At 70.7% G+C, this 14,300-nt stretch carries 12 protein-coding genes; 5 read left to right on the top strand and 7 right to left on the bottom strand.

Going from position 1 to position 14,300, the window contains the following annotated elements:
• Nucleotides 1-98: 98 nt before the first annotated feature.
• Nucleotides 99-773 (bottom strand): Crp/Fnr family transcriptional regulator, encoded by a 675-nt coding sequence (locus QMZ92_RS05180; protein WP_017947815.1) that lies wholly within the window; start codon nt 771-773, stop codon nt 99-101.
• A gap of 325 nt (nt 774-1,098) precedes the next feature.
• On the opposite strand from QMZ92_RS05180, the gene nth reads away from it, so the two are divergent.
• From nth to QMZ92_RS05165, 3 genes are all read left to right on the top strand, one after another.
• On the top strand, nt 1,099-2,142 hold the full coding sequence (gene nth / locus QMZ92_RS05175; protein ID WP_283296048.1) for an endonuclease III: 1,044 nt from the start codon (nt 1,099-1,101) through the stop codon (nt 2,140-2,142).
• A gap of 210 nt (nt 2,143-2,352) precedes the next feature.
• Nucleotides 2,353-3,048: an NUDIX hydrolase gene (locus QMZ92_RS05170; RefSeq protein ID WP_283296047.1), complete on the top strand. Its 696-nt coding sequence runs from the start codon at nt 2,353-2,355 to the stop codon at nt 3,046-3,048.
• Nucleotides 3,049-3,163: 115 nt separating this feature from the next.
• Entirely contained in the window at nt 3,164-4,363 is a 1,200-nt protein-coding gene (locus QMZ92_RS05165; protein WP_283296046.1) for a MarP family serine protease, read from the top strand.
• A 413-nt stretch (nt 4,364-4,776) separates the two neighbouring features.
• Here the strand turns inward: QMZ92_RS05165 and QMZ92_RS05160 are convergent, their stop codons facing one another.
• From QMZ92_RS05160 to acs, 5 genes are all read right to left on the bottom strand, one after another.
• Complete coding sequence (locus QMZ92_RS05160; protein WP_093653883.1) at nt 4,777-4,956, bottom strand: hypothetical protein; 180 nt, start codon at nt 4,954-4,956, stop codon at nt 4,777-4,779.
• Between the two features lie 179 nt (nt 4,957-5,135).
• On the bottom strand, nt 5,136-6,098 hold the full coding sequence (locus tag QMZ92_RS05155; RefSeq protein WP_283296045.1) for an alpha/beta fold hydrolase: 963 nt from the start codon (nt 6,096-6,098) through the stop codon (nt 5,136-5,138).
• On the bottom strand, nt 6,095-6,598 hold the full coding sequence (locus tag QMZ92_RS05150) for a phage holin family protein (protein WP_502961992.1): 504 nt from the start codon (nt 6,596-6,598) through the stop codon (nt 6,095-6,097). The genes QMZ92_RS05155 and QMZ92_RS05150 overlap by 4 nt, the downstream gene beginning before the upstream one ends.
• 39 nt (nt 6,599-6,637) lie before the next feature.
• On the bottom strand, nt 6,638-8,035 hold the full coding sequence (gene nhaA / locus QMZ92_RS05145; RefSeq protein ID WP_283296044.1) for a Na+/H+ antiporter NhaA: 1,398 nt from the start codon (nt 8,033-8,035) through the stop codon (nt 6,638-6,640).
• 212 nt (nt 8,036-8,247) lie between these two features.
• Nucleotides 8,248-10,203: an acetate--CoA ligase gene (acs, locus tag QMZ92_RS05140; RefSeq protein ID WP_283296043.1), complete on the bottom strand. Its 1,956-nt coding sequence runs from the start codon at nt 10,201-10,203 to the stop codon at nt 8,248-8,250.
• A 497-nt stretch (nt 10,204-10,700) separates the two neighbouring features.
• Between acs and QMZ92_RS05135 the strand changes: the two genes are divergently transcribed.
• Nucleotides 10,701-12,182, top strand: a complete 1,482-nt coding sequence (locus QMZ92_RS05135; RefSeq protein WP_283296042.1) for a polysaccharide deacetylase family protein — start codon at nt 10,701-10,703, stop codon at nt 12,180-12,182.
• On the opposite strand, the gene QMZ92_RS05130 is transcribed toward QMZ92_RS05135, so the two are convergent.
• Nucleotides 12,160-13,155: an ATP-binding protein gene (locus QMZ92_RS05130; protein ID WP_283296041.1), complete on the bottom strand. Its 996-nt coding sequence runs from the start codon at nt 13,153-13,155 to the stop codon at nt 12,160-12,162. The two genes, QMZ92_RS05135 and QMZ92_RS05130, sit on opposite strands and share 23 nt — an antisense overlap.
• 102 nt (nt 13,156-13,257) lie before the next feature.
• On the opposite strand from QMZ92_RS05130, the gene QMZ92_RS05125 reads away from it, so the two are divergent.
• Entirely contained in the window at nt 13,258-14,082 is an 825-nt protein-coding gene (locus tag QMZ92_RS05125) for a Fic family protein (RefSeq protein WP_283296040.1), read from the top strand.
• Nucleotides 14,083-14,300: the final 218 nt, after the last annotated feature.

Below are 14,300 nucleotides of genomic sequence, written 5' to 3'. Positions count from 1 at the left end.
GCTGTCGGACGCCGGGCCCGGCGTCCGCGTCCGACCGCCTCACGGCCCTGTGCGGGGTCGTACGGGCTCGTGCGCGCGGCCGTAACGGGCCGGGCGGGTCAACGGGAACGCTTGGCGAGGCGCTCCACGTCGAGCAGGATGACGGCACGGGCCTCGAGACGGAGCCAGCCACGCTGTGCGAAGTCGGCCAGCGCCTTGTTCACCGTCTCGCGGGAGGCGCCGACGAGCTGGGCCAGCTCTTCCTGGGTCAGGTCGTGGACGACGTGGATGCCCTCCTCCGACTGCACGCCGAAGCGGCGCGAGAGATCGAGGAGCGCCCGGGCGACACGGCCGGGGACGTCGGAGAAGACCAGGTCGGACATCTGGTCGTTGGTCTTGCGCAGCCGGCGGGCGACGGCGCGCAGCAGGGCGGTGGCCACCTCGGGGCGCGCGTTCAGCCAGGGCTGCAGGTCGCCGTGGCCGAGGCCGAGGAGCTTGACCTCGGTGAGGGCGGTGGCGGTCGCGGTGCGCGGACCCGGGTCGAAGAGGGACAGTTCGCCGATCAGCTCACCGGGGCCGAGTACGGCCAGCATGTTCTCCCGGCCGTCGGGCGAGGTGCGGTGGAGCTTGACCTTGCCCTCGGTGACCACGTAGAGGCGGTCGCCGGGGTCGCCCTCGTGGAAGAGCGCGTCGCCGCGGGCGAGCGTCACTTCACTCATCGAGGCGCGGAGCTCCGCGGCCTGCTCGTCATCGAGCGCCGCGAAGAGCGGGGCGCGCCGCAGAACGTCGTCCACGAGTTCTCTCCTTGTCGACCTGCTCAGGGGACGGTGGTCCCCATGATGCCGCACGCCAAAACAGTGCGATCGATCACAAGGGCCCGACACAAGTTTGACGTACCTGCCCCTCCTGCCGTGAGGCAGGGGCCGATTCGAGTGGTGATCCGCCATGGCCGGGGCGGATGTCCGTGACGGCCCTTAGGCTGGCCGGGTGTCCAATTCGCCGGTGAGAGCACAGGCCGAGGGGGCCATCAGAGTGGCAGGGGAGCAGGATTCCGCTGTGGGCGAACACGATTCGTCCCTACCGACAGAAGTAGCAAAAGCGAAGAATGGGGCTACCTCCATGGCTTCCCCGGAGACGCCGCGGTCGGCCGCGCGGAAGACGCCGGAGGCGAGGACGGCTGCCGCGAAGAAGACCGCGGTCAAGAAGAGTGCCGCCCGGAGGGGCCCGGCGGTGGCCGGGTCCTCCGCCGCGGAGCCGACGGCCTCCGAGGCCGCGGCCGCGCCCGAGACGGCCACCGCGGAGAAGGCCGCCACCGCGAAGCGGGCAGTCCCCGCGAAGAAGGGCGCCGCGAAGAAGGCCGTGGCCTCCCGGACGGCGGCCCAGGCGCCGGCCGGCAAGCCCGAGTCCAGGCTTGCGATGGTGCGCCGTGCTCGGCGGATCAACCGTGAGCTGGCCGACGTGTATCCGTACGCGCATCCCGAGCTCGACTTCCTGAACCCCTTCCAATTGCTCGTCGCCACGGTCCTGTCCGCCCAGACCACGGACCTGCGGGTGAACCAGACGACGCCCGCCCTCTTCGCGAAGTACCCGACGCCCGAGGACATGGCCGCGGCAGTACCGGAGGAGCTGGAAGAGCTCATCAGGCCGACCGGCTTCTTCCGGTCGAAGGCCAAGTCCCTCCTCGGCCTCTCCAGGGCCCTGCGGGACGACTTCGGCGGAGAGGTTCCGGGGCGGCTGGAGGACCTGGTCAAGCTGCCGGGCGTGGGGCGCAAGACGGCCTTCGTCGTGCTGGGGAACGCGTTCGGCGTCCCCGGTATCACCGTCGACACCCACTTCATGCGGCTCGCCCGGCGATGGAAGTGGACCGAGCAGGAGGACCCGGTCAAGATCGAGGCGGAGATCGCCGAGATCTTCCCGAAGAGCGAGTGGACGATGCTCTCCCACCGGGTGATCTTCCACGGCCGTCGGATCTGCCACGCCCGCAAGCCCGCCTGTGGCGCCTGTCCCATCACGCATCTGTGCCCCTCGTACGGGGAGGGCGAGACCGACCCGGAGAAGGCGAAGAAGCTCCTCAAGTACGAGAAGGGCGGCTTCCCCGGACAGCGTCTCAACCCTCCGCCCGACTACCCGGGCAAGCCCGCGTCCCCGCTGGGGGCCGGGTGATCCCTCCGAGCGCCCGCCGCCGGACCGGACGTCCGCTGCAGGGCCCCGGTTGCCCGGCTCCGCTGTGCCCGGGGCCGGCGCCGTCGTTCCTGTCGGGCTCGTCGTCCCGTCCTCCTGCCGGGTCTCCCGAGCCGCGCCGGGTCCCGGGTCTGCCCGAGCCGGCCGGAACGATCCCGGCCACCGCACGCGTTGCACACCACGGGGGTGCCCATGACACGCACACATGAGACTTACGACGGCGATGTGGTCGTGAGCGGCCACGGCCTGCCCGAGTGGCTGCGGCCCGTAGAGCGGTCCGTCGGGACGATCGCTCCCGAGCAGCTCAGCCGGTTCCTCCCGCCCGAGAGCGGCGGAGGGCGGCAGTCCGCCGTGCTGATCCTCTTCGGGGACGGCGCCCGGGGCCCCGAGCTGCTGCTCATGGAACGGGCGAGCAGCCTGCGCTCCCACGCCGGCCAGCCGTCGTTCCCGGGCGGCGCCCTCGACCCCGAGGACGGGGATCCGGCCACCACCGGGCCGCTCCGCGCGGCCCTCCGGGAGGCGGAGGAGGAGACGGGTCTGGATCCGTCCGGCGTCCAGGTCTTCGGGGTGCTGCCCCGGCTGTACATCCCGGTGAGCGGCTTCGTCGTGACCCCCGTCCTCGGCTGGTGGCGAGAGCGCTCCCCGGTCGCCGCCGTTGACCCCGCCGAGACCGCCCGGGTCTTCACGGTGCCCGTGGCGGATCTCACGGACCCCGCGAACCGGGCCACGAGCGTCCACCCCAGCGGCCACCTCGGTCCGGCATTTCTGGTCGAATCGGCTCTGGTCTGGGGATTCACCGCCGGAGTGATCGACCGCATCCTTCATTTCGCCGGCTGGGAACGCCCATGGGACCGGGCCAAGCAGGTCCCGCTCGACTGGCGCACATGAGACCGTTGCCCACGTGCTGTGTTCTTCCGGTGGCCGGTCCGGCGTCACCGGGAGCTGATCCGGGACCTTCCTGCCGGACGGAGTGCCGGACGACGAAACTGCGAGGCTAGTGACGGTGAACGTGCTGGACATCCTGCTGCTGCTCGCCGCCGTGTGGTTCGCCGTCGTCGGTTACCGTCAGGGCTTTGTCGTCGGCGTCCTGTCGGTGATCGGGTTCCTCGGCGGTGGACTCGTCGCCGTCTATCTGCTCCCGTTCCTCTGGGACCGGATGACGAACGAGACGGAGGTGTCCACGGCAGCGGCGATCGTCGCCGTCGTGATCGTGATCGTCTTCGCGTCCGTCGGGCAGGCCCTCACCACTCACCTCGGCAACAAGCTCCGCCGGTACATCACCTGGACCCCGGCGCGTGCGCTCGACGCGACCGGCGGCGCTCTCGTGAACGTCCTCGCGATGCTGCTGGTGGCCTGGATCATCGGCTCCCTGTTCGCCTTCACCACGCTGCCGCCGTTCGGCAAGGAGGTCCGGAACTCCAAGATCCTCCTCGGCGTCGACCGGGTGATGCCGCCACAGGCGGACACGTGGTTCGACGACTTCTCGTCGATCCTCGCGCAGAACGGCTTCCCGCAGGTTTTCAGCCCCTTCGCCAACGAGCCCATCACCGAGGTCAGGCCGCCGGACCCGGCGCTGGTCGACAGCCCGGTCGCGGCCCGCGCCCAGCGGTCCATCGTCAAGGTCGTCGGCACCGCGCAGAGCTGCAACAAGGTGCTCGAGGGCACCGGCTTCGTCTTCGCCGAGCGCCGGGTCATGACGAACGCGCACGTCGTGGGCGGAGTGGACGAGCCGACCGTGCAGATAGGCGGCGAAGGCCGGCGGTACGACGCCAAGGTCGTCCTCTACGACTGGCAGCGCGACATCGCCGTGCTGGACGTCCCCGACCTGAAGGCACCGCCCCTCCGTTTCACCGACGGTGACGCCCGCACCGGTGACAGCGCCATCGTCGCGGGCTTCCCGGAGAACGGGTCGTACGACGTGCGCTCGGCGCGCGTCCGCGGCCGTATAGACGCCAAGGGGCCCGACATCTACCGTCGCGGCGAGGTGCGCCGCGACGTCTACTCGCTGTTCGCGACGGTCCGCCAGGGCAACTCCGGCGGCCCACTGCTCACGGCCGACGGACAGGTGTACGGAGTGATCTTCGCCCGGTCCCTCGACGACGCCGACACCGGCTATGCGCTGACGGCGGACGAGATCCGCGACGACATCAGGCTCGGCCGCAAGGCCAACCAGGAGGTCGACAGCCAGGGCTGCGCGCTCTGACAGGCGCCGCCGACGGGTGCCGAAGACCGGCACCCCCCGGCCCGGACGTCGGTCGCGGACGCGTGTCATGGCCCGGGCACACGGCGTACGTGAGGAGGCACCTCGCCCGTGTGCAGGTGCGCCGTCCGGTCCGGGCACACGGCACCTGCCGGTACGGTCCGGACACGGACCCCGCTGTGCCGTCTGACGCCGACGTCGGGAGCTCCGTGTGGTCCGGGCACCCATGTGCCCGGGCATGACCCGTGCCGGGGAACAGCCGGTCCGGATGAGTGGCGCACCCCGGAGAGCAGCGCCCCGGACGGACGGCTGCCCCGGGAAGGTATGAGCCGCTGCGCAGGTGTGCGCGCCCACAGGAGCGTCCGCCCCTGTGCAGACGTGCGTGAGCAGGTGACGCGGACGCCGTTGCGACGGCGTCAGCCGCGAGGATGGCGCAGTCGTGCCGAGACCCAGCGGGCCCGACGGCGGAGGATGCGCGGAATCCCGAGGCGGGGATCATGCCCCCGCCCCTGGGGGCCGCCCCTTTCGTCCGCTACCGGCGCGGAGGCCGAGCGGGAGTTGCGTGCTGTGTCACTGTAGTCGTGCGTCCAGCCCATACCCCGACGTGTGCCCGTGCCCCAAGGTCGGTAACCGCGTCTGGGCCCGCCAATTGGCCTATGCGCCGGGCAATCCCCGTTCGTCGCACACCCGTTCGCGGGAGGGTGTCTCCCCTGTCGGCGTCCGGTGATCCCGTCGTCGGAGTCGGCCGCCGGGCAGGGGCGCGCCGCGGCCGCGGTCAGCGGTCGGGCTCGGGGTCCTTCAGCCAGTTGACGAGCTCGTTGGAGAACGCCGCGGGGTCCTCCTCATGGGGGAAGTGGCCGAGTCCGTCGAACAGCCGCCAGCGGTACGGGGCTTCGACGTACCGGCCCGAGCCCGCCGCGCTGCGCGTACGCATCGCCGGGTCCAGTGAGCCGTGGAGATGGAGCGTCGGCACCCGGACGGGGCGCTTCATCCTGCGGTTGAACTGGATGCCGTCCGGACGTGCGATCGACCGCACCATCCACCGGTACGGCTCGATCGAGCAGTGCGCCGTCGACGGGATGGACATGGCCCGGCGGTAGACGTCGAGTGTGTCCTCCTCGGGAGGGCGCGGACCGGACCACTCCCGGATCAGCCGGCCCACCAAGGCCGCGTCGTCCGCGAGGAGCTGACGCTCCGGCAGCCACGGCCGCTGGAAGCCCCACACATACGATCCGGCGCGGCTCTGTGCGAAGTCGCCGAGCATCGACGAGCGCCAGCGGCGCGGGTGCGGCATCGAGGAGACCGCGAGCCGGCGGACGAGCTTGGGCCGCATCACGGCCGCCGTCCAGGCGAGGTAGCCGCCGAGGTCGTGCCCGACGAGGGCCGCGTCGGGCTCGCCGAGGGACCGTACGACGCCGGTGATGTCGAGCGCGAGGTTCGCCGGGTCGTAGCCCCGGGGCGTACGGTCGCTGCCTCCCACGCCGCGGAGGTCCATCGCGACCGCGCGGAAGCCCGCGTCGGCCAGCGCGGTCAGCTGGTGCCGCCAGGTCCACCAGAACTGTGGGAAGCCGTGCAGCAGCAGCACCAGCGGCCCGTCGCCCAGTTCCGCGATGTGGAAGCGCGCACCGTTGGCCGCCACGTCACGATGGGTCCAGGGCCCATCGATCCGTACGGGGCCGCCGTTTCCGTTTCCGGTGCTGCTTCCGTTGCCGACAGAGGGCGTATCGGGTGCCGTCATGCGGACGAGCGTGCCACAGATGTGGACGGGTCCTTCGCCCCTCGGGGGTGCGGCTTGGCGTTCTGGAGCACGGCGGCCGTCTGCTTGGCCGAGGCGATGGAGCGCTCCGGCGGCTTGACCTTCTTGAACCTGGTCATGGCCAGCAGCGCCGCCAGGCCCGCGAGCAGCAGGAACGCCGCTCCCACGATCAGGAACGACCAGGCGAGTCCCAGACCGAGATTGTGGATGCCGTAGGCGGCGGCGAAGCTCAGCACCGGTAGGGAGAACAGGGCGAGCACCCCGGCGACCGTGCCGGCCACCCCGCCCGTCACCCCCCGCTTGACGTCCTGCCTGAGTTCGGCCTTGGCCAGCGCGATCTCGTCGTGCACCAGGGCGGACATCTCGGCGGTCGCCGTCGCGACCAACTGCCCCATGGTCTTGTCGGCGCCGGCCAGCCGAACCGGTCCGACCACGTCGCCCGCGGCTTCGACGGCGGTGGTCGTGCTGCCGGGGTCGCTCATCGGTGACTCCCTCATCTCTGCTTCGGATCTGCTGTCAGATCATGCCGGACTGTCGCCGTCGGCGCGCGACGCACCCGCGACTTCCGCCTTGCGCCGGTGCTCCGCGGCCTTCTTCTCGTAGATCTCGGCCATCCGCAGGTGGTACTCCGGGTTGTCCTGTTCGTACACGTCCGGGATGCCGTCCTGGTCCTCGTCGCGCTCCTCCGCCTCGCACAGCGCCTGGTACTTGCGTACCCGTAGTTTCAGGAGCACACAGGCGATCACCGCGGCGATCAGGGAGCCGAGCAGCACGGCCGCCTTGACCTCGTCCGTCAGGACGGCGTCGCCGGCGAAGGCCAGCTCGCCGATGAGCAGGGAGACGGTGAAGCCGATGCCGGCCAGCGACGCGACGGCGAAGACGTCCGGCCAGGCAAGGTCCTCGTTGAGCTCGGCCCTGGTGAAGCGGGCGGCCAGCCAGGTGCCGCCGAAGATGCCGAAGGTCTTGCCGACCACCAGGCCGAGCACGACCCCGAGGGGCTCGGGACGGGTGAAGACGGCGTGCAGCGCGCCGCCCGAGATGCTGACCCCGGCCGAGAACAGCGCGAACAGCGGTACGGCGAGGCCGGCCGAGATCGGCCGCACGAGGTGCTCGATGTGCTCGCCGGGGGACTGCTCCTCGCCCTCGTGCCGGGTGCAGCGCAGCATCAGGCCCATGGCGACGCCGGCAATGGTGGCGTGGACGCCGCTGTTGTACATGAGTCCCCAGATGACCAGGGCCAGCGGGACGTAGACGTACCAGCCGCGTACGCCCTTGCGCAGCAGCAGCCAGAAGACCGCGAGGCCGGCCAGGGCCCCGCCGAGCGCGGCGAAGTTCAGATCGCTGGTGAAGAAGATCGCGATGATCAGGATCGCGAAGAGGTCGTCGACGACGGCGAGCGTGAGGAGGAAGGCGCGGATCGCGGACGGGAGCGACGTACCGATCACCGCCAGCACCGCGAGGGCGAAGGCGATGTCGGTGGCCGTGGGCACCGCCCAGCCCGCCAGAGAGCCGCCGCCGGCGGTGCTGACCAGCGTGTAGACCAGTGCGGGGGCCGCCATACCGCACACGGCGGCGATGACGGGGAGCGCCGCGGCCTTGGGGTCGCGCAGTTCGCCTGCGACGAGTTCCCGCTTGAGCTCGATACCGGCGACGAAGAAGAAGATCGCCAGCAGTCCGTCGGCCGCCCAGTGCTGGATGGACAGGTCGAGCCCGAGGGACGCCGGGCCCAGATGGAAGTCGGCCACGGCCTCGTAGCTGCGGCCGAGCGGGGTGTTCGCCCAAAGGAGCGCGGCGACGGCGGCGGCCAGGAGCAGGATCCCGCCGACGGTCTCGGTGCGCAGGGCGTCCGCCACGAAGTTTCGCTCGGGGAGGGAGGGGCGTCCGAGGAACTTGCGGGGGGTGGGGGTCGGCGCTGCCACGAGTGGGGACCTCCGGTCGGATAGGCACGGCACGGCACATGCCGACCAGACTTCCCGGCGCACCTCGGTTTCCTGCCGCGTCGTTGACGCGATTCCTTACCCTACCTAATGACCTGGGTGGGGGGTACGTCGGGACAGCTGATCTTCACCTTAGGCGCAACAGGGGCACCCGGCGCGTTCGCTCCGGGTGCCCCTGGCGGTGATCTGCGGACTCAGTCCTCCGAGGCCGCCGTCGGCAGCTTGGACTGGATGAGATCCATCACGGAGGAGTCGGTGAGTGTCGTGACGTCACCGAGCTGGCGGTTCTCCGCAACGTCCCGCAGCAGCCGGCGCATGATCTTGCCGGACCGGGTCTTGGGCAGCTCGGCCACCGGCAGTACGCGCTTGGGCTTGGCGATCGGCCCGAGCGTCGTACCGACGTGGTTGCGGAGCTCGGCGACGAGGCTCTCGTCCTCGCTCGCGGTCCCGCGCAGGATCACGAACGCCACGATGGCCTGGCCGGTCGTCTCGTCGGCCGCGCCGACGACGGCGGCCTCGGCGACCTTGGGGTGCGAGACCAGGGCAGACTCGACCTCGGTCGTCGAGATGTTGTGGCCGGAGACCAGCATGACGTCGTCGACGCGGCCCAGCAGCCAGATGTCGCCGTCGTCGTCCTTCTTCGCTCCGTCGCCCGCGAAGTACCGGCCCTCGAACCGCGACCAGTAGGTGTCGATGAAGCGCTGGTCGTCGCCCCAGATGGTGCGGAGCATCGACGGCCACGGCTCGGTGAGGACCAGATAGCCACCGCCGCCGTCGGGCACCTCGCGGCCCTCGTCGTCGACGACGGTCGCGGCGATGCCGGGCAGCGGGCGCTGGGCCGATCCGGGCTTGGTCTCCGTGACGCCGGGCAGCGGCGAGATCATCATGGCCCCGGTCTCGGTCTGCCACCAGGTGTCCACGATGGGCGCGGATCCGCCTCCGATGTGCTCCCGGTACCAGATCCACGCCTCGGGGTTGATCGGCTCGCCGACCGAGCCGAGGACGCGCAGGCTCGACAGGTCGAACTTGGCCGGGATGTCGTCGCCCCACTTCATGAACGTGCGGATCGCCGTCGGCGCCGTGTAGAGGATCGTGACGCCGTACTTCTGGACGATCTCCCAGAAACGGCCCTGGTGCGGGGTGTCGGGCGTGCCCTCGTACATCACCTGCGTCGCCCCGTTGGCGAGGGGCCCGTACACGATGTACGAGTGGCCGGTCACCCAGCCGATGTCGGCCGTGCACCAGTAGACGTCGGTCTCCGGCTTGAGATCGAAGACGGCGTGGTGGGTGTACGCCGCCTGGGTGAGGTAGCCGCCGGAGGTGTGCAGGATCCCCTTCGGCTTACCCGTGGTGCCGGACGTGTACAGGATGAAAAGCGGGTGCTCCGCGTCGAAACCCTCGGGGGTGTGCTCGGCCGGCTGGCGGTCGACGACGTCGTGCCACCACACGTCCCGGCCCTCGGTGATCGCGGTGTCCTGGCCGGTGCGGCGGACCACCAGCACGTGCTCGACCTGCGGGCACTTGGCGACCGCCTCGTCGATGGCGGGCTTGAGGGCGCCGGGCTTGCCGCGGCGGTAGCCACCGTCGGCGGTGATCACCAGCTTGGCGTCGGCGTCCTGGATGCGGGACGCGACCGCGTCCGCCGAGAATCCGCCGAAGACGACCGAGTGCGCCGCACCGATCCGGGCGCAGGCCAGCATCGCCACGGCGGCCTCGGGGATCATGGGCAGGTAGACCGCGACCCGGTCGCCCTTGCGGACGCCCAGCTCCGTCAGGGCGTTGGCGGCCCGGGAGACCTCGTCCTTGAGTTCGGCGTAGGTGAGGGACCGGCTGTCGCCCGGTTCGCCCTCGAAGTGGATGGCGACGCGGTCCCCGTGACCGGCCTCGACGTGCCGGTCCACGCAGTTGTACGCGACGTTGAGCTTGCCGTCGGCGAACCACTTGGCGAAGGGCGGGTTCGACCAGTCCAGGATCTCGGTCGGCTCCTCGGCCCAGCTGAGCCGTCGCGCCTGCTCGGCCCAGAAGCCAAGCCTGTCCGCCGCGGCCTGCTCGTACGCCTCCGCCGTCACGTTGGCGTGCGCGGCCAGCTCGGCCGGCGGTGCGAACCGCCGCTCTTCCTTCAAGAGGTTGGCCAGGCTCTCGTTGCTCACGGCATCTCCCTTTCCCAGGGCGTCCTATGTGCCTATGTGTCCCAGGCCATAGCTCATCAGGCGGATGGCCGGGTGACAAGGGCCTTCAAGAAATTGGTTTAGACCTGTCGAGGGCTGAAGTGGCCGGTGGGACGCCCGGTCCGCCGTCCCGGACAAGTGGCCCCTTCGCCCCGGGCGGTGGGGGAAGGGGCCACTCGTACTCACGTATGCCGCACCGGGTCGGTTCACCCCGGGTGAGCGGTTCGGCGGGATGTCCCCGTCGATCACCCGCCCCCTGCGGTAGGGCGGGTGATCGAGTCACCTGCCCGGGAAGGGCCTCCCGCTCGGCCGGCAGGCGTCGGCGAGTGACGGGACGGACTCATTCGATCCGGTGATTGATCCTCCCGGCTCGGCCTGTCTCCCCTGCTCCATGGCCCTTGGTGCGACTTTGTTCTGGTTCGCAGTCGTATGGGCGTATCGATCGCACTTCACCGCACACGTCGAAAGAGGGTGGACGGATGCTGCCCGCCGCACGGAAGGCTGTCCTCGGTGCCGTGGCCACCGCGCTCGTCATGGGCCTCGCCGCATGTTCCGGTGGTGACGGAGGGTCGGGGCTCTCCGGTGCCCTGGGGAACCGGCTGGGTCAGATCGGCGACGGCTCGACCTCGTACACCGGGGCGCAACCGGGGCAGGCGCGCCCGGAGCGGATGAAGCCGGGGCAGAAACCGCCGCAGTTCGTGGTGTTCTCCTGGGACGGGGCCGGCGAGGACGACACGAAGCTCTTCTCCCACTTCCGGGAAGTGGGCAGGAAGCACGGCATCACGATGACCTACTTCCTCAGCGGCGTGTACCTGCTCCCGGAGTCGAAGGCCGAGTTGTACGACCCGCCCCGGCACGAACGGGGCCGCTCCGACATCGGCTTCAACGACACCAAGGGCATCAAGGCCACCGTTCGCGAACTGAGGGGTGCCTGGCTGGACGGGAACGAGATCGGCACCCACTTCAACGGCCACTTCTGCGGCCCCCTGGGCGGTGGTGCCACCTGGACGCCCGAGGAGTGGAAGAGCGAGCTCGTCCAGGCCAAGTCGTTCGTGAAGAAGTGGCGGACCAACGCGGGCCTGCCGCGCGAGCAGTCGCTGCCTTTCGACTACGACCGGGAACTCGTCGGAGCCCGTACGCCCTGCCTGGAGGGGCGTGACAACTTTCTCCGGGTCGCTGCGAAGCAGGGCTTCCGCTATGACAGCAGCGGCATCAGCGAGCAGATCTGGCCGGACAAGAAGCACGGACTGTGGGACCTCTCCCTGCAGTTGGTCCCGGTGCCTGGCCGCGCCTTCGAGACGTTGTCCACGGACTACAACTTCATGGTCAATCAGTCGGGCACGGCGAAGGGCGCCCCCAGCATGCACACCTTCTGGGGAAACCAGATGCGCGACGGGCTGATCAAGGGCTTCAACCGGGCCTACATGGGCAACCGTGCGCCGCTCGTCATCGGCAACCACTTCGAGTCGTGGAACGGCGGCGCCTACATGCGCGCCGTCGAGCAGACCATCGGTTTCGTCTGTGTGCAGCGTGACGTGCGCTGCGTGTCGTTCCGTCAGCTCGCCGACTGGCTGGACGCGCAGGATCCCGAGGTGCTGAGGCGACTGCGCACCCTGCCCGTCGGCCGGGCGCCGAGGAGCGGCTGGAAGGACTTCCTGACCGCCGCCTCCTCGGGGTCCGACAAGCCGGGCGGGAGCACGCCGGCCCGGGCCGGGGCGGGGCCGGCCCGATCCGGCGCTTCCGCATCCGCTACGGCCGAATCCGGCGTCGGCGGGGCAGGGAGCGCACCGGAGGCCAAGTCCGCCCTCGGCGTGAGGGCCGCCACCGGTCCATCCGCCGCGGACGACGTCCCGGCCGCGGGCCGGACGAGTCTGGTCTGGCCGGCCGCGGCCGGCGGGTCCGTCCCGGACCGGCTGGCGCACGACGGACCCGCGGCGATCAGGCCGGCTGCGGCGCGCTGACCCCCGCTGTCTGCCCGCCGAGCACGAAGTCGGGGTCGACCTGGGCCGCCAGGTCGGCCCCCGTCTTCGCATTGCCCCAGCTCTCCGCGTTCTTCAAATGGAAGTGCACCATCTGCCGCGTGTACCGCACCCAGTCGCGCCGCGCACAGGACGCGTCCGCGGACCGTCGCAGCGTGCGCAGCGCGGCCCGGTTGGGCTCCTCCAGCCGGGTGAACCGCGGCGGACGGCCCTTCTCCATCGATCGCACCCAGTCCGAGTGCCCGACGGTCACGAGAAGGTCGTCGCCCACCTCGTCACGCAGGAACTCGAGGTCGTCCGGCCCCTGCACCTTGTTGCCGACGACCCGGAGCGAGACGCCGAAATCCCGGGCGTACTCCTTGTACTGCCGGTACACCGAGACGCCCTTGCGGGTCGGCTCGGCCACGAGGAACGTCATGTCGAACCGGGTGAACATGCCGGAGGCGAAGGAGTCGGAGCCCGCCGTCATGTCGACCACGACGTACTCGTCCGGGCCGTCGACGAGATGGTTGAGGCACAGTTCCACCGCCCCGACCTTGGAGTGGTAGCAGGCGACCCCGAGGTCCGACTCGGTGAACGGGCCGGTCGCCATCAGCCGGATCTGCCCGTCGTCGAGCCGTACCGTCCGGGCGCAGGCGTCATAGACCGGATTGTTCTCGCGGACGCGCAACAGCCGTGAACCTTCTCCCGGCGGTGTTGTCTTGATCATCGTCTCCGCGGAGGTGATCCGCGGGTTGGTGCCGCGCAGGTACTCCTTGATGAGCTGCAGGTGCGCGCCCATCGCGGGCAGCGCCGCCGCCTCCTGCTCGTCGAGCCCGAGCGCCGCGCCCAGGTGCTGGTTGATGTCGGCGTCCACCGCGATGACATGGGCCTGCTGCGCGGCGAGGTAACGGATGAAGAGCGAGGACAGCGTCGTCTTGCCGCTACCGCCCTTTCCCACGAAAGCGATCTTCATGTTCACCTAGGGTAGCGGCATCGTCGCCCAGGGTTTCCGTGGTGCGTGAAGAAGACCACTCCAACGTGGGGCGCGAGCCCGGTGCGCGTAGCCTCCTTACCTATGAGTACGAACGCCTCTGACCCCTTGGCCGCACTGGGTGATCTTCCCGGGGTGGCGGATGCCGTGGACTCGGTGCGGAAGGCCGTCGACCGGGTCTACGGGCACCGCGTCATGCGTCGCCGCAGCAACGAGGTCACCTCGGAGGCCGCGCTCCGCGGGGCCCGGGCGTCCGCCGCGCTCTCGGGCGCGGACTGGGCGCTGGAGGAGGTGCGCCGGCGCACCGACTTCGGGAGCGGGACGGAGGCCCGCACCGTGGGGGCCGCCCTCCGGCTGACCGCTGAGGCGGGGCAGCTGCTGTCCATCTGGCGGCAGTCCCCGCTGCGCGTCCTGGCCCGGCTCCATCTGGTCGCGGAGGGCGGTGTCGCTCCCGAGGAGTCGGTCGGCCGGCCGCGGCTCGCGGGGGAGAAGGTCGACGAGCCGCTGATCGAGGCACCGCTGCCGGACGCGGACGAGGTCGCCGGGCGGCTCGACGGGCTGTCGGGGCTGGTCATCGCGGGAAGTGCGGCCCCCGCACTGGTCATGGCCGCCGTGGTGCACGGCGAGTTGCTCGCCCTGCGCCCCTTCTCCTCGGCCAACGGACTGGTCGCACGGGCGGCGGAGCGCATCGTCCTCATCGGCAGCGGACTGGACCCCAAGTCGATCTGCCCCACCGAGGTGGGTCACGCCGAACTCGGCCGTACGGAGTACCTCAAGGCGTTCGACGGTTATCTGTCCGGGACCCCGGAGGGCATGGGCGCCTGGATCACCCACTGCGGCCGCGCCGTCGAACTCGGTGTGCGGGAGTCGACGGCCGTGTGCGAGGCGCTCCAGCGGGGAGCGGCGTGACCTTGGGCCGGGCGCCGTCCGGCCGGGCCAAGGGCACTGTTCGCGAAGGGTGTTGAACGCGGCGAGACGCCGGACCAAAGGGTTGCGGCGGTACCGGTCGGTACCGCCGCTGGCATGTCGGCCGAGTTACCAAGCGTCCTCGAGATGTTGCCCATCAGGTCGGGAACTTTGCCCGTCACCTGGTGCGGCTGGCCCGTAATCGACGGGTCGACGTCGCG

It is taken from the genome of Streptomyces sp. HNM0645 (assembly GCF_030056615.1).
Taxonomy (GTDB): domain Bacteria; phylum Actinomycetota; class Actinomycetes; order Streptomycetales; family Streptomycetaceae; genus Streptomyces; species Streptomyces marianii.
Note: the sequence above shows the minus strand (reverse complement) of the source record. Positions and strands in the feature narration are given on the sequence as shown.